We start from the raw sequence: 25,042 nt of genomic DNA, 5'->3' as shown, positions 1-25,042 counted from the left end.
AAAAGATGTTCTTGAACCGTACCGCCGGAATCTATATGCGCTTCTGCTTGCTGCTGATCTTATGGATGGTGCTGATTCCACTCCTGAGCGGCTGCTGGGACAATAAAGATATCAATCACCGTTCCCTCCCTATCATCATGGGTGTGTCCTTAACGGACGATGACCGCTATAAGTTGTATCTGAACATCCCGGCCACGCATGATTCCAACACCATTACCGTCGTTTCCGACACCGGAGACACGATCAATGAGATCATCGACCATATGAGCATGAATATGGAATCCCAAGTGGATCTGCTGCATCTCAAAATTGTCATTGTAGACAAAGCATTCGCGCAACAAGGCATGGATGATCTCATCTCTTCGTTCAACCGCTCAAGAGACATCTCCAACAAGACCCTGATTGCCATCAGTGATCAGGATATGCAGCATTTTTTTGATGAGATGAAGGCTAAAACCGAGCGCAGTGGTCGCGTACTATACGATTTTTCGAAAAATGCGGGGTGGAACCCCCAGCTCGCAGATACGCGCATCTGGCAGATGTTCAGGAGCATACATTCCTACACCCATGACGTCATTGTTCCGATCATACGATCCGGCCAATCCACTAACATAGAATGCATGGGTGCAGCAATCATTAAGAACGGAAGAATGACGGGCCGCATCAGCCCGGGAGAGACGCTGGTGGCGAACGCTTTTTACGGAAGAAGTGCAAACGGCAAGATTGAGGTTATGGATATTGCAACCGTGCAGATTATTGGCAACAAACTTACGCACCGAAGTTGGGTGCAGAACAATCGTGCCTACCTGCGCAGTCATCTGAAATTGAAAGTAACGATTCTCGATGCCAAAGGCCATCCAAGCCAGAAAGAAATAACGGATAATCTCGATAAACTTATTACGGCCCGTTACCAGCAACTGATCAAAGAGACTCAGTCGGAACAGGCCGATATATTGGCGCTCGGTCAATACTTTCGCAATCACCTGACCCGCGACCAGTTGGAAGTATGGCGATCCGAGTACTACCCGAACATGGATTTCGATCTCAAAATCACGACCATCATTGAGAACAGAGGGAATCTGAAGAATCTTTAACGCGATACCTTCGGCCATTATAGCTCGATTCTCCGCGGGTAACAGCGCCATAAAATGCTGCAAGCATACAAAAAGACGACCCATGGCTTGCCAAGGGTCGTCTTGATTATTCAACAAATTGGATGCGCTTCATGATCTTGCGAATGGCTCGAGGCAGGTAGTAAGCAATCGGGAATGCCAGCATAAAGCCAATCAGCCATGAACGGAGCCACACCATCAGGAACATTTCCCGAAATCCGTAGTTAATGGAGATCATTACGAATGACATGAGTAACGACATGCCCACCGCCATAAAAAAAGTGAACACTACATGTTCATACTTCTTGTTCAGTTTCAACATTTTGTCTATCCATCTTCTTTCTCTAGGTATATGAATAACTTATTGTTACTATATAATATATAGTGAACGGTTAATCGTCAACCATAAGAATATGACATCAGCACATTGAGCGCGGATCATCATCAATGGAAAGATTGCCAGAACTCCCCTTCGGTATTCACGATATTCATGATGTCATCAAACGGGATAGTGAATTCCGGAAAGCCCACCGCATATGGGCCGATATCATACGGAGCAAATACGAGATGCAGCGCTTCATTCGTCACATAGAACAATTGATCCGCTTTGATCCCCGTATAACTCCCCGGGAATACGTAAGCGTACTGAGGGTCATTCTTTATCTGCTGCCCGACAAGCCGGCTTAATTCCTCGAGATATCGACTACCGGGCTTGAAGAGTTCCTGTAACGAGTACATATGTCCGTTACTCAGGTTGATGATAGCATACATTCGGGATGGCATGCCGTGTGCAGCACCAAACGGATAGTTGTAACCATTAAGTTCAAGTTCCAATAACGTCTTGTGGAAGAATACAACTTCATAATCTCCCGTATAGGTGTAATCTAGCGGCTGCTCGGGTAAGCGCTTGACCTGTGACATCTCCATTAACTTAGCGTTAACGATGCGTTCTGCAGCCTGGTTCACCATGCCATCACTTGCGGGTAATAGACCAAATAATTCGGAGACGGGTCATATTTCCCTTCTCGAACCATATAAGGAGGCCGGAGCGGTATCACTGTATTTTGCTGCCAAATAACCTCCCCTTGTTTCGTGATGTACATAAGTCTTAAATCCACCATTGCTTGAATCAGACCACCTGGCATCAGCCGTAATGACCCGCTACCCTTCACTTGCGGATAGCCGGCCGCAGCTTTACCAAAGCGATCAACAAAATACGTATACTGCCCGTCATAGACTGAAGCCAGACCATCGTGATAATCAGAGATATCATCGTATAGGAAATCCGTTAATCGCCCCCCATCCCAATTTGCGATCGCATAGATGGAGCCGATGTAGGGCTGATCTGCGTTTTTCGCCCGCCCAAGCGCGAAACGACCCTCACCGAGATCCCGGATGTCGTTATATTCCGGCTGCACGATGTATTGGCCCTGCCTATTAATCACTCCGTATTGGGACTTGAAATCTTCAGCGGTATTTACAATCGCCCTTCCGTCATGGAACGGGAAAGCCGATGTGTAAGCAGGTTCAATCACCGCCTTACCTCGCTCATCGATATACCCATATTTGCCGTCCGAAGTTTCTTGAAAAGCCAATAGCCCATCTCCTTGTGGTCCTACAAACGGATAAGGGTATGTGATGAGCTGCTGTCCCTGAAGTCCAATTAACGCATACTCTCTGTCGTTCATCTTCACGACCGCTTTTCCGTTCTTGTCAAAATCGTTAGCTTCTGCATATTGCGCCGGAATCGCTACACGCCCTTGCGCATCCAAATAACCATAACGACTGCTGCCACTATCCGTTGTCGAGGCAATATTGAATACGGCTCTGCCGTGCTGAACACTCGAGATATAGGGATATGCTTGCCGGGTCAAGACGTGCCCTTTCTCATCAATCAGTCGAAATCCTTCCGCATCCAATACCGCAGCACGATGTTCAGAGTAAGGACTAATGGATTGATAGATCGGTTCAACCACGTAACGCCCCGTACGATCGATGATGCCATACTTTCCCATCGTAGAAACGATGGCCAACCCGTTGGCTTGATAATCGTTAGCCTCCTCAAATTGAGGAGCGATGATCCATTGGCCCGCTTGATTGATATAACCCCATTTTGTGCCGCCGATGATCTTTACAGATGCAGGGAACAAATCGATGGATCTCCCGGATCTCGTCAGTTCGATAGCCTTTATGATTCGCGATTCCAATTCAAGCAAGGTCTCACGGGAAGGATAAGTTCCTTCAAGATGGATAGCGTTACGTACTGAGACGAGCCCTGCCACAGGGTCACCTGCACGAAGCTGGGCATCCGCAAGATAATACCAGTAATAAGCATAATCAGGGTGCTGCCGGGTCAGCCGTTCATAATACTTTACAACTACTGGATAATATGATTGATACGCGTCCGGAGCAGCTACAAACCTTCCATCCAGATAACGTAATACGTCCACACGGTATGCATCCCCTGTATCGTGAATCCATATTGCAATCGGGGTCTGGCCGCCCCCAGGTCCTGGTACATGAACAAAATCAATATAGCTGTAACTCATATCGACGGGGGTAGCATCCTGCAACCCCTCTGGCGTCCATGCATATACGGACAATTTGGACCAGATCGCACCGATTTGCCAGCCCACTACCAGATTATTCAGTCCGGCATGAATGATCGGGACTGCCGTCATTGAAGTAACTCCATATCCCTGTCCCCTCAGGTTGGCCGCAACCGTCCAGACACCGTGCCGACACATCAAGACGATCAGATATAACTCATCGTTCATGCGATAAATAGCTGTTAGCTCAGCGACCTGATCCCCGGTAATATCAGCCGCAAATACGGCTTTGTGCGGTTCTGGATCGAGGATCTGTATAAGTACAGCACCCGTTGGAAGATAGGATTTCAAGACCCGTTCAAGCGGTTGAATGTACGAACTCATCGCAACACCTCCCTTATTGCCCCACCTTATTCGCCTAAGCCTATGCATCGTCCCCACGGATATGCTATATTCAGCAATTCTCTATACAAAAAAAACTTCCCCATCGGCCTTGCTCAATAGGGAAGCCTTTGTTAAATTCCTGCCTATACGCATCGACGTTGTGTGAGCGACTTAATACAAGGGATATTTCTGACGCAGATCTTCACGATGAAGCACATTGGAATCCTCTCTAATATAATGGCAGACATACGAGCGGCGCCAACGATCCTTGCTCCGATTTTTGTTCGAAGAGTGAATCAAGAGCTCGCTAAAGAACAAGATATCCCCCTTCTCCATAATTACGGGAATTTGCTTGCTCGTATCAATCCCTTCCGTCTCCTCCGTCCAGTGCTCATGCTCCTCGACATTCCGAACAGCACCGTGCGGCAATAAGCCCAGCTTGTGCGTTCCTGGCATGACCCACAGACAACCATTCTCTTCATCGACCCGATCTTCCATGGCGGTCCAAGCCGCGATCATCGTCATCGGATCATTCTGAATATAATAATAATCTTGATGCGAGGCTTGCCCGGGCGAACCCGGTTCTTTATAAAAATACATGCTCTGCACGCAGACAGCCTCATTCCCCATCAATTGTCTAAGAGCGCCGCGTATGAACGCATGCTTCATGAGCTGCCTTGAGAAGCCATCATGCTGATGTGGATTGAATAAGCGAAGTGAATATTTCCTGGACTCGTCGCATGCTGCCCATTCCGGCATTGGAGATTGGTTACGGATATCATAGATGTGTCCGTTAAAGGCATCAATAAGATCAGATGTCATTCCTTGCTTCAAGAGAAAGAACCCGTTCTCTTTGAAAAAATCCAAGTCCTCCGCGGTAAGCGGTTGGCTTAACTCAGCTTTAACCTTATTCATTTCCATGTCATACACTCCTTCATCGATTGAGTGATTAATTAACTAATACAAGAGTACTTCAACCAACCATGACCCTCAATGGCTGCAGTTTACTATCCTGTATCTCTAATTGACATTTCATGAATTCAGCTTCACAATACACCTTAATCGCAAGGAGGGGAAGATCATGATTCATCTACTCAGCAAGCTATCGTTCGATTCCATCCTCAGCACAACAGCAGGGTCTATTGTATATCCTCCCGGGGGGAAGTTCGGACCGCGTATTCAGCAGGATATTCAACTCGTCCTGCTTTATACCGGAGAGATGGAGGTGACAATCGGTAACAGAATACTCCGCGTACAACCGGGGCATGTTGTCATTCTAAAGCCTGGACACGAAGAGTTCTTCACATTCTCCAGAACAGTTGAAACCTGGCATCGGTGGATTGCCATACATGTTCAGGGGCTGGATGAACACTCGCCGACTCTGCTGAACGCTCTGCCTGAATTTCTCCCATTAACCGAAGAAATGAACCGACTAACGGATTTGATCCTCCAGGTTCAGGAACATAATGCAGCCGAATCAGATCTGCTTCGCCATCTTGGCATGGCTGCCCTTCATCTCTATCCAGCGGAATGCACTCGCTCCCAAAGTCGACAGGAGAAGCACCCTGCCTTGTACGCAGCGCAATCCTGGATTCGCGAGCATTACATGGAACATGTTGACCTGGCCGCGATCGCACGTCACGCAGGTGTCTCTCCGGAGCATGTGGTGCGATTATTCAAACGACACTTGGAGTCCACGCCCATGCAGTATGTATGGAGCTATCGGGTCAATAAGGCTGCTGAGCTGCTAGCACATACAGGTCTTACCGTGACGGAGATTGCTTACCGCTGTGGATTCAAGACCTCCCATCATCTAGCAAGGCAAATGAAGAAATTCAAGGGTAGAACTGCATCTGAGATCCGTCAGAATTCATGGGAAGGCATACGTTAATGAGATATTATTTTGTCGCTAAAACGGCTTGCTGATCATGAAATACAATATGACAAGCGGCAGTAACGAAGCCGCTGTTCCAAAAATGGCCCAGTATTTAGAAGCCTTCTTGTAGGCATCTGAAATGATTCCACTTTCGATTGACTGCCGACTATGGCGGATCATCGCTTTTTGTAAAGGAATCAATACCCCGAGCCACAACAATCCGGTGGCGGCGAAGAGCAGCAGCGAAGCTGTCAGCCAGCTCATTCCTCCTAATGCATAGCCACCCTTGGCTGCCATAACAACACCTGAAATAATGAGCAGAAATAGGCCAGGCAAGGTAAATACATAATCGGCCAGCATGACATTTTTAGCCGCGCGATGAATGACTTCGGCATTGCCGCTCATATCGGCGCGTGCTTTCCAGAACGCTGCAGTGATAATATTGCCGAGGAATATTACGCTCCCGGTTATATGTAAGAACAACCATAATGTCATTGCGGTTAACCTCCTTTCTGATCGCGTTGCGGCTGTAGAATATCAGCAATGAAGCGAGCATACGCTTGTGAATCAAAACTTGGGCTGTCGATGCCAATAACGCTTCGTATTCGTATGCCCAGCGATAACAGTTCCAGCATCTCAGCGGTACGGTCTGCATGGACCGATGACGGGATGACGCCGGCATCCTGACCCGCCACAATCCATTTCTTAGAGGTGGCTGTAGCTTCCCTGTAATAACGGGCAATAATCTCGCAATCTCCGGTTGGTCGCTTCGGCCAATCAGATACATAAGGATCAGATTACTTACGTCAACTTGATTCTCCAGCGAAGGCAAAGCACCGGCAACAACGTTCATCGGTCCATCAAAATGCTTGTCAGTATGCTTCTGCTTACTAACCTCAGCCATGAACAACTCATGCTTCTGTGCAAGCTTGGCTTCCATGACCAGCACGTACAGCTCATCTTTACTTGATACATAATGAAAGATGGCACCCTTCGACATTCCTGTTCGCTTCATAATATCCTGAATGGTAGTCTTACTGCAGCCTTTCTCCTTGATCAACGCCTCCGTTGCTTCCAGCAGCTGTCGCTTCGAATACTCTCTTCGCTCTTCTTGCTTCATCTTGTCATCCTCCTTTGTTCATCATTTATTATATAAACCGACCAGCGGTTTGTAAATAAAAATGAAAGAAAACCATCTATATCGCTTAAGATTCGATGGTTTTCTTTTAGAATTGCATTTCTTAACAGCAATTCCCTCAGGATTCCTTATACATTCGGAATAACAGTACATAGAATACGATACTGATAAGTGCAGAGAGTAAAATGATACTGAAGATGCCGATTGGTGCGATCCAAGTGGATAGAAATACTGTCATCGGGGCCAGAAACCTGCCGATCGTAAACTGAAGGCTGTCTGCTCCCATATACTGCCCTCTTGCCTTCTCAGGCGCATAACGACTTATGAAGCTCTGCTGTACTGGTGATCGAACAATCTCTCCGAAAGTAAAGATAACGGTCACCAGGAGTAAGAACCAAATATTCGTGCTAAAGCCGAGTGCGAACGTACCGACACCTGATAACAACGAAGACAAGATGAACACGTTCCGTTCTTTCCAATTCCGGAACCATTTCGTGACGGGAAGAATCAAGAGCACGAACATAAGGCCGTTCAATCCGAGTACCCAGCCTAGAATTTCGGTACTTGTCAGCATCCACTGCTGCCCACCCCAGCTAAACAATGGTTGGGCTGGCACATAGTCAATAACATAGACGGCCAAGTAAAGATCTAGCTGCATAATCGTAATCAGCGCAAAGACGCCAGCCAATATGTAGACCAGAAATACTTTATCTCTAACAATGATGCCGTATCCTTGCCACTGCTCTCTAAACACAGAACCCACTGACTGAACGGGTCTTGTCTCCTTCCCTGTGGAAGGCAGCGTTTCGTGAACGATGAAATACATGGCAATCAAATACAACAACATGACCGAGGCACAAGCCCAGAGCAATTCTTGGCGATATTGGAAGAAGAAGATCGCCCCCAGTGCTGGCCCAAGAACAGCCCCCAAATTGTTCGCTGTTGCAAACGTAGCGAACACCTGTCGCCGATCCTGCAGCGGTACGAGATCGGCTACCATGGCGGAACTGGCCGGCCGATAGATGGCGCCTCCCAGACCGATACCGATGAACGCCACATAGTCAACCCAATGTGAAGGAGATACGGCAAAAACAGCGAACATGATGGTCTGCAGAGCAGCGCCCACCAGCATAACCGACCGTCTACCCCAGCGGTCAGCCAGAGCGCCTCCCAATAAGCTTCCCAGCATGCTGAATATCGGCGGAACGGCCATGATGATGCCGGCAATATGCGTACCAAGTGTTGCTCCAAAATAAACCGTGATAAACGGGAAGTACATCCAGAACAGCATATTGAATAATGCTTCCCCAGTTAGCCTTACTTTCAGATTAATGTCCCATAATCGAATCTGCACCTTGATCCCTCTTTCTTGTCAGAACACACGACTCGACTCGTCAGCCGTTCTATGGTCAAACACGAATCCCCGGCCGGGTACATCAAACTATAGAATATAATCCTGCCAAAATATAGACTTATATTATCAGCTGAATTATACTAATAATATGAAAATCGAATATACGTGTATTTAATTTGGATGACACAGAAATCGAACATTTGTTCCGATAAATCTAAGATATATATAAGATTCGCCTACATAGAGCACATTAAGAAGCCCTGCCATTGTTATAGATGGCAGGGCTTCTCCTATAAGATTCATGTTTAATTAATCACTCAATTTCTTGTTCACGTACAAATGATCGAAGATTTTCTGGCTTACTGCGGACACGCGCTCCCGGTCTTTATAAGTTAACCATACGACCTCTTCAATCTCGGAAGCGGGTTTCAGCTCGCCTTCGAATTCCCCGGTATAACAGGACATCGTCACAATGGTACCCTCTGACTTACCATGGGCCTTCGCTTCGAACGTTCCGAAGTGCTCTGCGGTACCCGGTAAGATCTGTACGGATAATTCCTCTTTTACTTCCCGCTTTAACGTCTCCAGATCCGACTCACCCGGCTCTCGCTTCCCTCCGGGCAAGTAATACATATCCTTCCCTTTCGAGCGAGCCCCCAAGATCCGCCCATCGAGTAAATACAACCAGGCAATTTTGTCGATATTCGCACTCATGTTATTTCCCCCTCGTGTTGTTTACGGCAACTTGCTGGTAGGCACGTCTTCCACCCAGCTTAAATATCACTATACCACCTACGATAATCACAACGCCAAGCAATTGATTGATCGTAAAAGGAACCTTCTCTAACCCCAGCCAGCCAAGAGAATCCCATAATAATGCGGTGCCCAATTGAGAGGCCATAACCACAGAGATAGCGAACGTTGGGCCAAGCAGCTTCGTTGCTCGTACCAGACAGATTACCACACCGACGCCGATCATGCCGCTGATCCAGTACCACGGCTTCATTTGATCGAAATGAAAAGCGCCTATTCCTTCCACAATCAGACAGATCGTCAGAGAAGCGATGAATCCCATACCTAATACCAGCGTAGTGGTAGACCACGATCCGGTTTTCACATTCACGCGATTATTAAATATATTTTGCAGGCTGACAAGCGAGCCTGCGATAAAAGCTAATAGCAACCCGGCAATCATGGGCCCTCTCCTCTCATTTCTCGTAAATATTACTGCCTGCGACATCGATTAAACCGTCTCGATTTAGAATCGTTAACCGTCCACGATGTCGTTTGATTAATCCATCCGCGCAGAACTTCTGAATGACGCGGTTCAAATGCCGATAACTTGTCCCAAGCAGGTTCGCAATATCCGTCAGATTAGAGCTCTCCATCGGATCTGTCTGGAGCGATTCGAGATCGTTCGATGACACGGACAACAGATAGCTTGCCAATCTGACCTCTACGGGATGCATCAGATTAAAACTCATGAAGTCGGATTTAGCATGAAATTTCTTGGTAATGATATGCAGCAAAAATCGCAGCAACGGCGGATATTCATTCCCATACAATCGAAGCCAGCGATATGGAATAGCTATCATGTATGTTGGCAGGATCGCTTGCACCGTATTAATTAACGGATTGCCTTGGATGTACTCGATATCCCCTATAACTTCTAGCGGTGTTTTAAAAGATATAATTAGCGCCTTACCTTCTGGAGAGGTAGTATAAATTTTGATCTTCCCGCTAACGAGTACGTACAACGTATCTGCTCTCTCCCCTTGCTTGCAGATCATGTCGCCTTGATTGTAGTGCATCAGTTGAACATAGGGCATCAAAGGATCGGGGAACACACCATCCAGCTCATACTCCTTCATATAGCTGGCAAACAAAGCTGAATCATGGATTTCTCTCATATCTGTCGTTCAACTCCCAGGGTTCCTGTTATTTCCTTATAGTATATCCCGAATCATAATTTTAGGACGATCACGCCGATAATCATCATGCCGATCCCAACAAATTGAATGGCGTTCATCTTTTTCTTGACGACGCCAAACCAGCCACGAATATCAATCAGAAGCGTCAGGGCGAGCTGAGCTATCAGCAGGGTCGCGATCATTAGCGTGACTCCTATCTCCTGGATCGCCGTTACCTCGCTGAAGATAATCGGCGCCGCGAGCGCCCCACCGAACAGATAGAGCGGCTTGACTTCCTTGATGCCCTGCAGATTGCTATCACGTACAAACATCAAAATAAGTAGCGCCAGCACAAATCCGGTAAACTGCGTAATCGTCGTTGCCTGCCATGTTCCCATATCTTGACTAATCCTTGCATTCGCAACGCCTTGCAACGTAATACAAGCACCGCCTAGGATGGCAAATAAAATCCCTCTCATTGTCCGTATTCTCCCTTTGCTCTCTATTTGGCCTGTTATTATTAAAAAGGATAAGGATGATACGAGAAAAGGACATATGTCCTAAACGAGAAATATGATTTTTCACAATGGTAGAAAACACTTAAATTCATGTTGGCATCTAGGTTCGTCGGTCCATATATTTTAAACTTGTTATATATCCATCTTATGTTTACGTTAGATATGAAAGGAGATTGTATTAGAATGTCAGATAGACAAGAACATGACCCGGTTACTTATGACAAGTTAGAACTGCAATCAGACTGCGAACGCTGCTTTGGACTATGCTGTGTAGCACTCCCCTTCGCGGCTTCAGCTGATTTTGCCATAGATAAAGATGGTGGAACGCCTTGCCCTCAACTGCAAACAGATTTTCGCTGTAGCATCCATAACGAACTTAGACAACAGGGCATGCGCGGCTGCACCGTATACGATTGCTTTGGAGCAGGACAAGCGGTATCGCAAATTACTTACGGCGGACGTGACTGGCGAGAGTACCCGCACACCGCACATGAAATGTTTAATGTATTACCGATTATGCGACAGCTGCATGAGCTGTTATGGTACTTACACGAAGCGTTAGCGATGCCAGCCGCCCGCAGCGTTCATTCCGAATTAAAAGAAGCTCTCGCCTGGACGAAATCGTTGACCTTGCTCTCACCCGAATCACTGTTACAGTTGGATGTTGATTCTCATCGCGCGGGAGTGAACGAACTGCTCCTGCGAACGAGTGAGTTCGTTCGAGATGCAGCAAGACGGAATCAGAGTGGCGGACATACTCGCCAGAAGATTGGTGGGCGCGGTGCTGACCTTATAGGCGCTAAGCTTAAAGGGGCCGACTTGCGATTCGCCAATCTAAGGGGTGCATATCTGATTGCCGCTGACCTTCGTAATGCTGACCTGCGTTCAGCAGATCTGATCGGCGCGGATTTCCGCGACACGGATGTGCGTGGCGCCAATCTGACCGACTGCCTCTTCCTGACTCAAGCCCAGCTCAACGCTGCCAGAGGAGATGCCAGCACCGTGCTTCCGCCCGGATTATCCTATCCGTCGCACTGGATCCACAACGACGAACGATAGGCATTCGATGCCTGTATGATTATCATCAAGATCCATCTGGCTCCCGTTCCGGCTGCTTCCATGAATCCTTCAACGATACGATGCGGTTAAACACCGGGCGGCTGTGCATCGAAAATTTCGAATCTACGCAGAAGTAACCGTGTCGGATGAATTGATACGTCCTATCCGGTACCGCATCGCGCATGGAAGGCTCCAGGATCGCCCCTTCTATGGTAATCAGGGAATTCGGGTTCGCAAGCTCCGTCCAGTCGTTATCCGATTCCAGCAATACGGCAGAAGCCTTCAACAATGGTTGATAAAGATGAAGTTCTGCCTTAATTCCATGCTCAGCCGATACCCAGTGCAGCGTCGACTTTACTTTTCTTGCATTAAATCCGCTCCCGCTCTTGGTCAGAGGATCATACGTGCAGTGGATCTCCAGGATATCTCCTGTCGTCTCGTCCTTAAAGACATGATCGCAGCGGATGAAGTATGCTCCCTTCAACCGCACTTCCTTGCCTGGCGACAGACGATGGAAGCTCGGAACCGGCTCTTCCATGAAATCCTCCCGTTCGATGAACAATTCTCGTGTAAAAGGAACCTCTCTCACACCCATTGCTTCATCACCTTCACGATGGGGCAGAAGTAACCTCTCCTCCTCATCAGGGTAATTGGTAAGGACCACCTTCAGCGGGTGCAGTACCGCCATTACGTTGTAACACCGTTCCTTCAAATCCTGGCGAATATAATGGTCCATCATCGCGGAATCGACCAGACTGTTATTGCGGAAGACGTCGAGCTCTCGCAGAAATCGCAGCAATCCTTGCGGAGTAACGCCTCTGCGCCGCAATCCCCGTAAGGTCGGGAGACGCGGATCATCCCATCCGTCCACGTAGCCAAGCTCAACGAGTTCCCTCAGATACCGTTTGCTTGTTACCATCCCGGAAATGTTCAAACGCCCAAACTCCCTTTGTTTCGGTGGTTCCACTGCACCTAGCTCGTGCAGTACCCACTCGTATAACGGCCGATGGCCCTTGAATTCAGCAGAGCACAATGAATGCGTGATGCCTTCGATCATGTCCTGAATCGGATGAGCAAAGTCATACATGGGATAGATACACCACGCATTTCCTGTACGATAGTGCTCAGCGTGAATGATGCGGTACAGAACAGGGTCTCTCAGATTGATGTTCGGCGAGCCCATGTCGATCTTCGCTCGCAGAACCCGGGATGAAGTGGCGAACTCTCCGGCTTCCATTCTTCTGAACAACGACAGATTCTCTTCAATCGTTCGTTCCCGATAAGGACTGCTTCTTCCCGGCTCCGTTAAGGTTCCCCGATATGCCGTAATTTGTTCGGGGGTTAGATCGCATACATATGCTTTTCCCTTACGAATCAGGTTAGTCGCTGCCTCCAAAATTTCAGCAGCATAATCCGAACCAAAGTAGATCTCCGGCTGCAATCCAAGCCATTCTATATCTTCCTTAATGGCATCCACATACTTCTGATCTTCCTTGAGCGGGTTCGTGTCGTCAAATCGCAGGTTAAAGGTTCCCCCGAACCGAAGGGCCATCGTGTGATTCACATGGATCGCGTACGCGCTCCCAATATGCAAGTACCGTTGGGTTCAGGCGGAAATCGCGTTGCAACGGGTCGCGTATACACCCCGCTCTCCATGTCCTCCTTAATCACTCTGCTTAAAAAATGCTCAGCTTCTCCCTTGCTCGTTCCTTCGTAATTCATGCAAATTCCCTCCTGAATTCAATATTAACAACGCAAAAAAATCCCGTCTCCAAGACCTTAGGTCTTGGGGACGAGATTGGTTCTCGTGATTGCCACCCCTTATTCGCCAATAGCTCGCACTATCAGCCTCATCAGGTACGGCCACCGCGATGCGGATGGATGATACCCTAGCTCTGTAACAGGAGCACCCGTCACACCATCCCTGATCATGCAGTTCCGATGTGCCGCTCAGAGGCTTGGTTCAATGAATGGTTTCCTGCTCCTTCTCAGCGTACCAGAGCTCTCTGTTCAAGAATCCTGTTCATCTACTCTTCTCGTCATCGCGTTTATAATTTGATCTATAGTATCATCCATTATCGAAAAAGTAAATCGGCTGATATTAACATTCTCTACGGGTTAACCCTGTTCACCTGTACATGTATAAACTAATTCACGCTTTGGACAACGGCAAGATTTTCACCGTGGCCTGTTTGCCGCTCACCTGTAGCCCTGTCTCCTTTTTCCCATATGTTGATAGATCGGCTACTAGGCGATCCAGCAGCTTCCGGGCAGCTTCCCCTTCCTTGCCTGGATGCGAATGACTGGCTGTACGGCTTTGCCCGCGGATAGAAGCTTTTGCATCTGCGAGAACTTCGTGTCGTAATCGTGCTCCTCTATGTGAACCGACAAACGGAATTCTTTTACCTTCACCGGCCCGGCAGTTGGCTTCTGTCCCTTCTTCTCCTGTGCCGCCTCCTGCTTCGCCATACCGCGACGAACCAGCTTGCACGGCGGCGGACTGCTGAATAACGAGGTACACACCAGATCCGCCTTGCTGCTCTTGGCAAGCGCTAGCGCTTCATCTCTCGTAACTATGCCCAGCTCCTCGCCATCGAAACCCGTGAGTTCGACTTCCTTTGCCTTGATCTTCTCATTCATGATGATCATATTAGCGTTTCCCCCTGTCCCTGTTGCGCTAAAATAAACGACGACCTCGAAAGATCGCCGCTTGCTGCTATGTAAATCATGTATTCGTATGTACATCATCTTCCGACTCATCCTGCAGCTTGCGTTTCACATAATACGCCTGATACGACTGATCATCAGACATCTCCAGGCAATTCAACTGCTTGCCATAGACACAAGCGCCGTCGATACCGATCTTGTCGCCTTCAGGACTGATCCAGATATGCTCTGTCTCATGGAGATTCAAGGTCGGCGTGTGCCCGAATACAACCGTCTTCGCCAGCCCCGTGGGATATAGGAAGAAAGGTTCGCGAATCCAGATGAAATCATCCTCCGGCTGTCGCTTCCAGTCCGGTACACCCGGATTGAGACCCGCGTGCACGAAAATATGTGACTCCGTCTCATAGTAAAAGTCCAAGACATCCAGGAATGCCAGATGGTGCGCATAATGCTCCATAATATAGGCTTTGCCTTCGGCATATTTCTCTGGCGTCATCTCGCCGCTCAGGAAATCTGAACCTGTATAACTTTCGATCGTGAGGCGAGCACCGTTACGAAGCCAACGTGAGTTGTGCTCAGGCGTATCCAGCAAAATCGCATCCAGCATCATCTGATCGTGATTTCCTCGCAGCGTAATTACCCCATAATTCGCCTTTAAGGCCATGACCTGCTCTACGACTTCCTTGCTCTTCATCCCACGGTCCACATAGTCTCCGAGCAGGATGAGTTTATCCGTGGACGGATCATACTTCACTTTGTCCAACAATTGGTTAAATTCATCGTAACAACCGTGAATATCGCTTATTGCCAATGTTCGAATGGATGATTCCTCCCATCATGATGGAATGACAATGTTCCCTGCTCTCCAGTTCTCCGTGGCAACTCTGTCGAATTAGATGATTCTAGTTAGACATTTTAGCACAAATCGCTCGACTTGATATAGACCTAAAAGATATTAATCTTGTCAATTGAAAATCAAATTAGCACATGAAAAGAGCATCCTAAACGCCATGTCGCAGATAGAATGCTCATCGTCATTTGGTATTCAATTAGTTTACCTTCCGATATAACTTCTGACTGACATCCATTTCTTCATAACCGTCTGTAAAAATAGCACAGATCAACGATCACATATAGAGAAAGTTTGCTTATAGCTATTCATTCCATATCCGACAACCCAGCCAGAACCATATAATGAGATGAGACGAAATGAATCGGAGGCGAACAACATGCGAAGAAATCTATCGAATATCTCAGTGAAAGGACAAAATCTGATGAATATAACGAGGCATCTAATATATGAAGAATATCGTAAATATCGGAGTGCTGGCCCATGTTGATGCCGGCAAGACCACATTAACCGAGCAGATTCTATATCGTGCGGGCATTCTGAAACAAGTTGGTTCTGTCGATCAAGGCAATACTACCACCGACTCGCTCGATATGGAGCGCCGCCGCGGGATTACGATCAAAGCAGCAGCGGTATCGTTCATGATCGGCGCGCTTAAGGTCAACCTCATTGATACCCCCGGACATGCGGATTTCATTTCAGAGGTCGAACACTCGCTGAGTGTACTTGATGGCGTCATTCTCGTCATCTCTGCTGTGGAGGGTGTACAAGCCCAAACGCGGGTATTGATGCAAACCTTAAAAAACCAAGGAATTCCCACCCTATTGTTCTTGAATAAAATCGATCGCATCGGTGCGGATTACGACAGAGTCTGCACCATGATTCGTCGTCAATTAGACGAACATATCTGTGAGATAGCTATCCCTTCAAATGAAGGAACAACTTCGGCTTCCGTTCGCATGGCAGACCCGATCGAGGCGAACTGGATCGACACACTTGCACTGCATGACGAAGATTTGCTGCAAGACTATGTACAGGACATCCCCATTAACAGCAATCGACTGAAGGATATATTGCATCAACAAACGAAGCTTGCTCACGTGTTTCCACTGTTCGTAGGCTCCGCCGCAAAGGGAGTCGGGGTGGAGCCCGTCATTCAGGCGTTGGCTGATTTATTTCCCGTTCAATCTGTGGAGGTGTTAACCCCCCTCCCTTTATCCGGGCTTGTCTTCAAAGTCGTGCGGCAGGAAAACGGGGAGTTAAGTGCATATGCCAGAATATTTGCGGGCAGCCTCCATACCCGCGAAGAGATTGTCGTACATGCTCAGGATGGAGAGACATCGTGGCTCAAAGTAAAACAACTGCATCGCCTTCACCTTGGACGGACGGTACCCGCTCCTGTGATAGAGGGTGGCGACATCGCGATTATAACCTCCACAGTGCTGAAAGTTGGAGACGTGCTTGGTTCCCCTTCAGAGAAGATTCGGGTAGTCCGGTTCCATAAACCGCCACTCCAAGTGAGGGTAATGACAGAGCGAGATGATGTTGATATGGTGCTGCACCAAGCATTAAGCACACTCACGATAGAGGATCCATTCCTTCAATATCATTACGACGCGGGAGCAAACGAACATATGATTCATGTCTTCGGCCGCGTACAACAGGAAGTACTGATGGAGACGGTTCAGACGTTATATGGGATTGAGATTCAATTCTCGCCCCCAACCGTGATGTGTATAGAAAAGGTAGTAGCCATAGGAGAAGCCACAGAGTCCATAAATGAAACCCAGAACCCGTTCCATGCAACGGTGGGGCTCCGGGTGGAGCCCGGTGCTGCGGGAAGCGGTGTAGAATACCGCCTGGAAGTCGAATTGGGTTCGCTGCCTTTATCTTTTCACAAAGCGATCAAGGAAACGGTCTATGAGAATTTGCAAGAAGGCTTATATGGTTGGCCTGTTACCGATATCCTGATCACATTGACGCACACGGGTTATTCAAGTCCGGTATCCACAGCGGGAGACTTCCGCAGCCTGACGCCCCTTGTATTCATGAAGGCACTGGATCAAGCAAGGACCGAAGTATATGAGCCTGTGAACAAGCTTTACTTCGCCATGCCTGAATCCAGCTTGAGCAAGGTGATGTCTCGATTGTCGACGCTGGAGGGTGCGTTTGCGGAACCACAATACCGTAACGGTCTGGTTCACCTTGAAGGCAGCATTCCTGTCCGCACCACAGATATACTGCAAGCCGAAGTCCATTCCTTGACCAGCGGCGAAGGCATATTGACGGTCCGGCCTGGAGGATATGCGAAAGTGCTCACCCGCTTCCCTGTCCATACACGCAGGCAAGTTAACGCACTTCATCGCAGCGAGTATATGATGCATCTGAACAAGATCATGTAATACCGGTTTGGTAGACGACTAAAGAACCATTCCAAGCAATGAGGGGGGCCGCTAGATGGGAGGAACCGTTCGAGCACGAAGCGCCTTCAAACAGCAAGAAGGGCATCTCGCTAGATCCTGGATCCTTTGAGATACCCCCCTCTTCTACTATTCATCCAGACCTTCGGCAGCAATCACCTGAACCGGCGTTAGCCCGAATCCAGAACAGAGCATCACCGTCATGATCGTGATCGATACAAATTGCCTGATAATTACCATTGCCGAACAATTTATTAATCATTCCTCCTATGCTTGATAGATGTTCAAGCTGCTAGAAAGCAAAGAAAGCAAACAGGAAGTTTAGACATCCTCATGTATGTATTCGCTTACAATCGGCAGCAAGCAAGAAGCGGACCATGATTAGGTCAGCTTCATTGAGCGGAACGTCAAGGCATCAGTCTAATTAACTCGGCCTTTCCCTCCGCCAGTAAACCACTATGATCCAGACTTTACGTCCACCTGCTTCCAAGAATATTGAGGCTTCCAATTAAGCCTTGCTTGGGCTCGTTCATTCGAGACGAAGGCCGTTAGCTTGTCGAGTATACCTTCCGCAATCTGCACCCCGGGGTAATGCTTGGCAGTAAGCTCCGCTATGCTGACATTACTGATAATATCGCTGGCGGTAATGTTCAGGCGGCATGCCACGCGATCATCGTTGCCTTCGGCTTCCAGCGCCAATCTGCAGGCAACGGCAGCGTCACGTGCATCAATGTAACTCCATAACGAGCGGTGATGCCTGGCTGTATGCTCAAATGCCGCGATTTCACGTTCGTACTCATTCGGTGCTACGACCATGGAGAATCGCATGGCGAAGACCTCCATATCTACCCGGCGAACAAACATATCACCCGTCTGCTCATTGACCTGCTTCGATAACCCATAGCTTTCTTGTGGCAGCAGATCATGATCCTCATTCACGGGCAGATAATCGGGCGCGAACGGATGCTTCGCCCAGCAGAACCCATATGCTGATTCGCTTGATCCGAATATCACACGCTTTATGCCCAGATTGGAGGCGGCCTCCATGATGTTGTAGGTACTCATCACGTTATTTGTAAATATCCTCTCCGGTGTATAACTAACGGGATTGGGTATCGCCGCCAAATGAATAACCGCATCCGCATCTGCCAGCAGTCCATATACCTCGCCTAATTGATTCAAATCCGCTTGGACATACCGGGCATAACCGTGACGTCCTGAAGCAGGACGACTGTCGGTGCCAAATACGGTGTATCCCGCTTGATTCAGCTCCTGAACCACATAGTGGCCCAGTTTACCTTCCGAACCCGTGACGATGACCTTGTTCATGATGTATCCTCCTCATTCAATAACCTATCTTATGGACGAATCAATGTTCCGTCCGGTTTGCGATCCAGCTTATACGGATTGTGATATGACTTCAATCCTTCGGGATCACGCAGCAACGCAGCCGCCTTGACCTCATCGATATCGATGCCAAGTCCCGGTTTATCGTTGACGTGCAGATGTCCTGCAACCAATTCCGCTAGTCCCGGAAACGCTTCTTGCTCCGGTGCACGGAAGTGATTGATCTCTTGTACGCCAAAACTCATGATCGCCATGTCGAGATGTACCGCAGCAAGTTGATTAACAGGATCGTTCTCTCCGCCCTCTTGCCAGGCTGTTCGTACACCGAAAGCCTCGCATACAGCTGCGATTTTCCGACAAGGTGTAATACCGCCCGCCTTCGATACCCGCATACGTACAAAATCAATGAGGCGTCCCTGCACCAGCGGCAGCCATTCCTGCGGATGAACGAATAACTCACCAACCGCTTGCGGCGTCGTGCTCGTCTCCTTCACCCGTCGATACCAATCCGTATGCTCCGCTTGCAATAAATCTTCCAGGAAAAACAAACGGTACGGATCAAGCAATCGGGATAATGTAACCGCCCCAGACGGTGTCAAGTGTTCATGCACATCATGAGTGAAAGCCAGATTCATACCAAATCGGACGCGCAGCTTCTCGAACATATCAGGAATCGCCGTTATATAGCTGGCTTCATCAAACCGGTTCGCCGGTGGAAATCGGGAGTCGTCCCTGGCAGGTACAAATCCTCCCCCTCCATAACCTCCGAGCTGACACCGAATAACGCCAAAGCCCTGTTCTTGAAAAGTTGCTACTTCCTCTTCCAGTTCTTCGTAAGTGTGCCCGTTAGCATGCGCGTAACAAGGAACGGCAGAACGGACGGCGCCGCCGAGAAGCTGATACACCGGCATGCCCGCCTCCTTGCCCTTGATATCCCAGAGCGCCATGTCGATGCCACTCATCGCTGTATGCAGCGTCGATCCGTTACGCCAGTAACCGCTCGTATACATCGTCTGCCAGATATCTTCGATCTGGCTGACATCACGACCGATCAAGAGCGGTGTGAGCAGTTCCTCCAGGATACTGACAACCGCCCCAGGCTGGTAGACATCGCTGGCCGAGCCAATACCATACAACCCGTCTTGATCCGTCAACACCTTCACAATAACCCAGCTTCCATCATGCCGGGTTCGGATACACCGAACCCCCGTTATTCTGGTCATTCATATTCCCTCCCTCAGCTAGCTCGTTCACACAGTTGTCGCTGCAGCCGCTACCTGAATCCCGATCGTCTGGATTTTGGCCGGTCCGACCTTAACTTCTCCACGCTGTGGATCTTCAGCCACCACCATCGGTTCGCCAGCATCCTCAACAATCGAACTTGCATACATGTGCTCACAGGCAAAGGATGGCGCAATGCACAACACGGTTTGATCGTTCGCTGACACATTGAAGACTCGGAAGAACAGATCATCGCTTGCTTCGCCCATCTTCAAAGCACTAAATGCCAAGTGATCACCTTCCCATGCCAGCAGTTCGTGTCTTGGCGGCAGTGTCCCGGCATGAATTCCGGTTTGCTGAACCGTCCAAGGCACTGGAAATTGATAGGCTTGCTTATAAGCCCCGGATTGGATGACATCATCGTCATGCACGATCAGTTCCATATCGAGCACATGCTGGCCCAGGCATTGGGCTTCAGGCGTTGCGAATACGCCCCAATCACCGAGTTCACGTACACCGCGCACCAGCGTGACCGCAAGGGTATTGTGCTCGGGCAGAACTTCATACTCATTCAGACCGATATTCGCGATGGTGAGTCCTTTGTGACCGTCACTGAGACTGATAAAAGCGTTCTGATGCTGCGTATTGCTCGGGTTGCTCCATTCACTTTCCGGTTGAACCGGCCGCTTCGCCAACTCATAGATGGAGTCTGCGATTACATGCTCGGCCTCAAGCCCGGTCTTGAACAGCATCCGCACGCGATGATCTTCGACGGTATTATCGATGACACTTCGGATACCCACGGATCGACTGCCGTGTTCAAGTGTCAGCTCGGTTACGATCTGAACTTCTCTCCGTTCAGTCACACGCTTGGATTTGCGATACCTGAATGGAACCATGGACCTTACTTCCTCATCCAAGAGCTCATCTGCCCGAATCGGTAATGCCCAGCGATGCTTGATCCGGTATACGACTTTCAATGGGCTCTGATGTATTCGGGTGATCTCTGCATTCAGCCCTTGAGTTGTGAGCGTCTCTTCATCGACAGGCTGTCGATACATATACTCGTTACCGATATCGCCGGTATCTTCATAGATGCCAAGTCCATCGTATTGATGCTCGGTCACTTTATCTGTCACACGGAATGATCCATCCGGAGCAATTTCGATTCTCAGATATTCATTCTCCATCTCATGCATGCCTTCAGACCTGAGAGTTGCGGATGAAGTTGATTCCGGAATAGGATTCAGATCATCTTTGCGCACCAGGGCAAAGGTATGGAAACCGATGCCTGGAATATCTTGAACGTACAGTTCTACCTGAACCTGGTATGACCAGTAAGGCTGTCTGAAGCGATCATCGGGCAGATCATAACCGAATACCGGACCCATACTCGTAACGACGGCAGTCACCACATGGCCATTATCGTCGGTTACGAGCCATTCATCCGGATTGAAATCGGCGTAATCCCGCTTCATCGCCTGAAATTTCGCATCCGGAGCTTCGTGATCGAAGTAACGACGCTCGATCTCGACCGTAGCCGTTACAACGCCGGAACGAAGATTCCCCGTCGTGTTGAATACGACGAAAGGCAGCGCTGATTCCGGATCGAAGCCTGTAGTGTCGATAGCATTAGCAACGAACCTTCCGCTCTCTTCGGCGATGACGCCTGCTACTTGTTGCGATTTGGCAAAGCGCGTCATCATCTCCCGATGGACTTCATCCACACTGCATCCGCAGATGCTATCATGCGGATGGTTCTGCAAGAGCGTCTTCCACGCATACAACAGTTCGTGACGCGGGTACGACTTGCCTGACAGACGGGCCATGACAGCCAGCGGTTCCGCTACCTTTTCCAGAAGAGTCTGGCTGATGACATTCTGCTGTTTCAGGTACACTCTGGCCGATGCCGTGTTGACAAGCGTAATCCAGCCGTCCGTCCACTGACTTCTTAATTCGCCGCGAATGACATCAAGCGTGTCTGGCTTTTGCTTGGTTAACGCCTCAATGTATTCAGGGAAGCTGGAAAGACGAAATGTAATATCCGGCTTGATCTCGCCCGCGATGTTCAGAGCTGCCGTCAAATCCTTCTGCAGCGGCTGATGATCACATCCGTTCATGAACAGCAATTCGGAGCTGGAGGCATATTCTTCGGCTGCGGCCAGCTTGTGCTTCCAATACACTTCAGCTTGCTTCGCATCCGTCGGAATTTCCATTCCGTTGTTGTACCAATTCGCGAAGAGAATGGCCAGCACACGCGATCCGTCCGGCGCTTCCCAGTACATCTCGGAGTATTTGGATGTGTGCGCATTCCCCGATTGGATCTCATTGTTGAAGCCTACCGGCTTAACACCTCGGCCATATACCGCCACATCGATGCCCGCTTGGGTGATTAATTGCGGGGCTTGCCCCATATTCCCAAAGGAATCGGGGAAATAACCAATAGCCGCGTATCCTCCCATCTGTTTGGATGCCTGTATGCCGATCAGCAGATTTCTTGCATTAGCTTCACTGCTGACGAGGAATTCATCCTGCAGAATATACCACGGACCTACGATAAGCTTCCCCGCTCTAACCAGAGCCTCAACTTGCTCCCGGCGATGCGGCATGATCTCCAGATAATCTTCCAGTACGATGAATTGGCCATCGAGATGAAAGCTTGTGAATTCAGGGTCTTTCTCGAATACCTCGATCAAATCTTCCATCAGCTGAACCAACTTCAGCCGATGTGTTTCATATGGTAAATACCACTCTCTATCCCAGTGTGAATGCGCAATCACGTGCGCTGTTTTTGTAGTCATCGATTTCATTCCAATCTTGTATGGTTTGTTTCGTATTCAGTTAGTACTACATTTTGACCGAGCCGACCGTCATCCCCTTGACGTACATTTTCTGCATGAACGGGAATGCCACCAGTATCGGAATGACCGTAATTAGAGCTCCCGCCATCAATTCATTCCACTTCTTGAAAGAGGACGAATCCAGGTACATGAGACCCATAGGCAAGGTGAACATATCTTGGCTGTCGATGATGATCATCGGCCATAGGATATTGTTCCAGCTTCCGATGAAATTCAGAATGGCGATGGTACCGATAGCAGGCAAGGCCAGAGGCAGATAAATTCGGTAATAGATTTTGAAGTTATCGCAACCGTCCAGCACGGCGCTTTCGTACAACTCATGGGATATGGTTCTGAAATAACTGGTGAATAAGAAAATGGCAAATGGTGCCGCCCCGTTGATCATTGGCAGGATCATGCCGATGTACGAATTCTGAAGTCCCAGATTCGTCATATTGATATAGAGCGGGATCAAGGTTGTCACACCTGGCACAAGCAGCAAGGCGATGAACATATAATAGATGAATTTTTTGCCGCGATAGATAAATTTGGCGAACGAATAGGCCATCATGGTATAGATGACAATTACGCCAATGATGACAAACGCACTTACAACTACGCTGTTAACAAAAAACTGATAGAAATTAAGTTTGTTCCATACTTCCCCAAAGGTCGACCATTCCGGTGCAGCCTGTGGAAATGGACTTTGCGGGTTTGCTAAAGCATCCTGTGATGTCTTAAGTGACGTGCCGATCATCCAGAGAAAAGGATACAGGCAGGTCAATCCATACAGGATTAGAACGATATGCTTGATAATTTTGACCATGGGTTCCCCTCCTCGTTAGATGTCAGCCTTGAATGAACGGATACTGAAGATGGCAATCGCGCCGGTGATCAGGAACGATACCCATCCAATCGCGCTGGCTAAGCCGTAATCATTATTTAAGAACGCGGTGCGATAGACAAGTGTACCGATTACCTCAGAGCTGCCGGCCGGACCGCCGCCTGTCATAATGAATACATTCTCGAACGCCTGAAACGCACCGTTTACCATCTGAATGACTGCTATCAAGGTGATCGGCTTCAGCAGCGGCCAAGTAATCTTGGCAATCATCGTTGATTTCTTGGCTCCGTCCACACTGGCAGCTTCGTACAACGTTGGATCAATCGAGGTTAACCCTGCGTAATACAGAATCAACGTGCCCGGTAAGCCACCCCATATGGAGGTCAAGATAATGCCTAGGAGAGAGGTCGAAGAACTTCCGAGCATCCCGCCAGGAACGGCAAGGAAATCGAGTCCGAGCCACAGGAAGAGCGAATTAAACGCGCCACTCGGCTCAAACAATCCTTTCCATACATAAAAAATAGCTACGCCGGAAGCGATCATCGGCAGGAAGTAAATCGTTCTATACCACGAGGCGGCCTTCGTATTCTGAAGAACGAACGCCAACACCAGGGCGGTAGGCACAACGACGGCGACCTGTGATACCGCTATGATCAGATTGTGCAGCAAGGCATTATAGAAATTACGGGTGACGATCGGATCGTCGCCTAATAAGAATTTCCGGAAGTTAGCGAGTCCTTCGAATCTGGCGGTGGAGAAATCAATCCCTGACCAGTTGAAGAAGCTCAGCATAATCGAAAAGCCGACCGAATACACGCCGATGGCTAGAAAAAGAAGTACACCGGGTAGTAAAAATAAATATGGCACCCACTTGTTTCTACTCTTTATCATGTACATTCACCTTTTTGCTTTTTAGTTTTGGCGATTGGCCGATCTATGGGACCTGCCAATCG

The 25,042-nt window shown here is 48.6% G+C and carries 21 protein-coding genes, 2 pseudogenes and 1 other annotated feature; of the genes and pseudogenes, 4 read left to right on the top strand and 19 right to left on the bottom strand.

From position 1 onward, the window contains the following. Positions 1–5: 5 nt before the first annotated feature. Positions 6–1,094 carry a Ger(x)C family spore germination protein gene (locus JCM10914_RS06910; RefSeq protein ID WP_023958918.1) on the top strand — a complete coding sequence of 363 codons (1,089 nt, stop codon included), beginning with the start codon at positions 6–8 and terminating at the stop codon, positions 1,092–1,094. A gap of 106 nt (positions 1,095–1,200) precedes the next feature. Here JCM10914_RS06910 and JCM10914_RS06905 read toward each other — a convergent pair whose 3' ends face one another. The 4 genes from JCM10914_RS06905 to JCM10914_RS06895 all read right to left on the bottom strand — a co-directional run bounded on the left by JCM10914_RS06905 (position 1,201) and on the right by JCM10914_RS06895 (position 4,966). Next, the gene (locus JCM10914_RS06905; RefSeq protein WP_023958916.1) at positions 1,201–1,434 is read right to left on the bottom strand and encodes a DUF2798 domain-containing protein; all 234 of its coding nucleotides are present in this window, start codon (positions 1,432–1,434) and stop codon (positions 1,201–1,203) included. A 122-nt stretch (positions 1,435–1,556) separates the two neighbouring features. After that, a complete protein-coding gene (locus JCM10914_RS31690) occupies positions 1,557–2,081 on the bottom strand; it encodes an RsiV family protein (RefSeq protein WP_023958914.1) in 525 nt (174 codons plus the stop codon). Next, on the bottom strand, positions 2,075–4,045 hold the full coding sequence (locus JCM10914_RS06900; RefSeq protein WP_023958912.1) for a WG repeat-containing protein: 1,971 nt from the start codon (positions 4,043–4,045) through the stop codon (positions 2,075–2,077). The genes JCM10914_RS31690 and JCM10914_RS06900 overlap by 7 nt, the downstream gene beginning before the upstream one ends. Positions 4,046–4,216: 171 nt before the next feature. After that, the gene (locus JCM10914_RS06895) at positions 4,217–4,966 is read right to left on the bottom strand and encodes a phytanoyl-CoA dioxygenase family protein (RefSeq protein ID WP_023958910.1); all 750 of its coding nucleotides are present in this window, start codon (positions 4,964–4,966) and stop codon (positions 4,217–4,219) included. A 160-nt stretch (positions 4,967–5,126) separates the two neighbouring features. Between JCM10914_RS06895 and JCM10914_RS06890 the strand changes: the two genes are divergently transcribed. Continuing rightward, positions 5,127–5,936, top strand: a complete 810-nt coding sequence (locus tag JCM10914_RS06890) for an AraC family transcriptional regulator (protein ID WP_023958908.1) — start codon at positions 5,127–5,129, stop codon at positions 5,934–5,936. An 18-nt stretch (positions 5,937–5,954) separates the two neighbouring features. Here JCM10914_RS06890 and JCM10914_RS06885 read toward each other — a convergent pair whose 3' ends face one another. The 7 genes from JCM10914_RS06885 to JCM10914_RS06855 all read right to left on the bottom strand — a co-directional run bounded on the left by JCM10914_RS06885 (position 5,955) and on the right by JCM10914_RS06855 (position 10,802). Beyond that, positions 5,955–6,404 (bottom strand): DUF2269 domain-containing protein, encoded by a 450-nt coding sequence (locus JCM10914_RS06885; protein ID WP_231638549.1) that lies wholly within the window; start codon positions 6,402–6,404, stop codon positions 5,955–5,957. After that, positions 6,289–7,041 (bottom strand): TetR/AcrR family transcriptional regulator, encoded by a 753-nt coding sequence (locus tag JCM10914_RS06880; RefSeq protein WP_023958904.1) that lies wholly within the window; start codon positions 7,039–7,041, stop codon positions 6,289–6,291. Before JCM10914_RS06880 ends, JCM10914_RS06885 begins: the two co-directional genes overlap by 116 nt. Positions 7,042–7,177: 136 nt before the next feature. After that, a complete protein-coding gene (locus JCM10914_RS06875; protein WP_023958902.1) occupies positions 7,178–8,413 on the bottom strand; it encodes an MFS transporter in 1,236 nt (411 codons plus the stop codon). A gap of 309 nt (positions 8,414–8,722) precedes the next feature. Further along, a complete protein-coding gene (locus JCM10914_RS06870; RefSeq protein ID WP_023958900.1) occupies positions 8,723–9,127 on the bottom strand; it encodes an NUDIX domain-containing protein in 405 nt (134 codons plus the stop codon). 1 nt (position 9,128) lies between these two features. After that, complete coding sequence (locus JCM10914_RS06865) at positions 9,129–9,608, bottom strand: DMT family transporter (protein ID WP_023958898.1); 480 nt, start codon at positions 9,606–9,608, stop codon at positions 9,129–9,131. A 13-nt stretch (positions 9,609–9,621) separates the two neighbouring features. Further along, positions 9,622–10,323, bottom strand: coding sequence for a Crp/Fnr family transcriptional regulator (locus tag JCM10914_RS06860; protein WP_023958896.1), 702 nt, complete (start codon positions 10,321–10,323; stop codon positions 9,622–9,624). Between the two features lie 53 nt (positions 10,324–10,376). Further along, on the bottom strand, positions 10,377–10,802 hold the full coding sequence (locus tag JCM10914_RS06855; RefSeq protein WP_023958894.1) for a DMT family transporter: 426 nt from the start codon (positions 10,800–10,802) through the stop codon (positions 10,377–10,379). Between the two features lie 222 nt (positions 10,803–11,024). On the opposite strand from JCM10914_RS06855, the gene JCM10914_RS06850 reads away from it, so the two are divergent. Next, a complete protein-coding gene (locus tag JCM10914_RS06850; RefSeq protein ID WP_023958892.1) occupies positions 11,025–11,900 on the top strand; it encodes a pentapeptide repeat-containing protein in 876 nt (291 codons plus the stop codon). A 25-nt stretch (positions 11,901–11,925) separates the two neighbouring features. Here JCM10914_RS06850 and JCM10914_RS06845 read toward each other — a convergent pair. The 3 genes and pseudogenes from JCM10914_RS06845 to JCM10914_RS06835 form a co-directional block, all read right to left on the bottom strand. Then, positions 11,926–13,622: pseudogene (locus tag JCM10914_RS06845) on the bottom strand (glutamine--tRNA ligase/YqeY domain fusion protein). A gap of 63 nt (positions 13,623–13,685) precedes the next feature. Next, positions 13,686–13,952 (bottom strand) — a binding site (T-box leader). 100 nt (positions 13,953–14,052) lie between these two features. Next, a pseudogene (gene infC, locus JCM10914_RS06840) lies at positions 14,053–14,549 on the bottom strand (translation initiation factor IF-3). 76 nt (positions 14,550–14,625) lie between these two features. Next, a complete protein-coding gene (locus JCM10914_RS06835) occupies positions 14,626–15,378 on the bottom strand; it encodes a metallophosphoesterase family protein (RefSeq protein ID WP_370570223.1) in 753 nt (250 codons plus the stop codon). Positions 15,379–15,866: 488 nt separating this feature from the next. Between JCM10914_RS06835 and JCM10914_RS06830 the strand changes: the two genes are divergently transcribed. Next, positions 15,867–17,819 (top strand): translation factor GTPase family protein, encoded by a 1,953-nt coding sequence (locus JCM10914_RS06830; protein WP_023958886.1) that lies wholly within the window; start codon positions 15,867–15,869, stop codon positions 17,817–17,819. A gap of 474 nt (positions 17,820–18,293) precedes the next feature. Here JCM10914_RS06830 and JCM10914_RS06825 read toward each other — a convergent pair whose 3' ends face one another. The 5 genes from JCM10914_RS06825 to JCM10914_RS06805 are packed head-to-tail and all read right to left on the bottom strand — an operon-like array spanning position 18,294 to position 24,980. Then, entirely contained in the window at positions 18,294–19,166 is an 873-nt protein-coding gene (locus tag JCM10914_RS06825; protein WP_023958885.1) for an NAD(P)-dependent oxidoreductase, read from the bottom strand. 29 nt (positions 19,167–19,195) lie between these two features. Then, positions 19,196–20,407, bottom strand: coding sequence for an enolase C-terminal domain-like protein (locus JCM10914_RS06820; protein WP_023958884.1), 1,212 nt, complete (start codon positions 20,405–20,407; stop codon positions 19,196–19,198). A gap of 27 nt (positions 20,408–20,434) precedes the next feature. After that, positions 20,435–23,206, bottom strand: a complete 2,772-nt coding sequence (locus JCM10914_RS06815) for an alpha-mannosidase (protein ID WP_036717203.1) — start codon at positions 23,204–23,206, stop codon at positions 20,435–20,437. A gap of 46 nt (positions 23,207–23,252) precedes the next feature. Beyond that, positions 23,253–24,071 carry a carbohydrate ABC transporter permease gene (locus JCM10914_RS06810; protein ID WP_023958882.1) on the bottom strand — a complete coding sequence of 273 codons (819 nt, stop codon included), beginning with the start codon at positions 24,069–24,071 and terminating at the stop codon, positions 23,253–23,255. Between the two features lie 15 nt (positions 24,072–24,086). After that, the gene (locus tag JCM10914_RS06805) at positions 24,087–24,980 is read right to left on the bottom strand and encodes a carbohydrate ABC transporter permease (RefSeq protein WP_023958881.1); all 894 of its coding nucleotides are present in this window, start codon (positions 24,978–24,980) and stop codon (positions 24,087–24,089) included. Positions 24,981–25,042: the final 62 nt, after the last annotated feature.

Origin of the sequence: Paenibacillus sp. JCM 10914 (assembly GCF_001315105.1) — a bacterium.
Classification (GTDB): domain Bacteria; phylum Bacillota; class Bacilli; order Paenibacillales; family Paenibacillaceae; genus Paenibacillus_AQ.
Note: the sequence above shows the minus strand (reverse complement) of the source record. Positions and strands in the feature narration are given on the sequence as shown.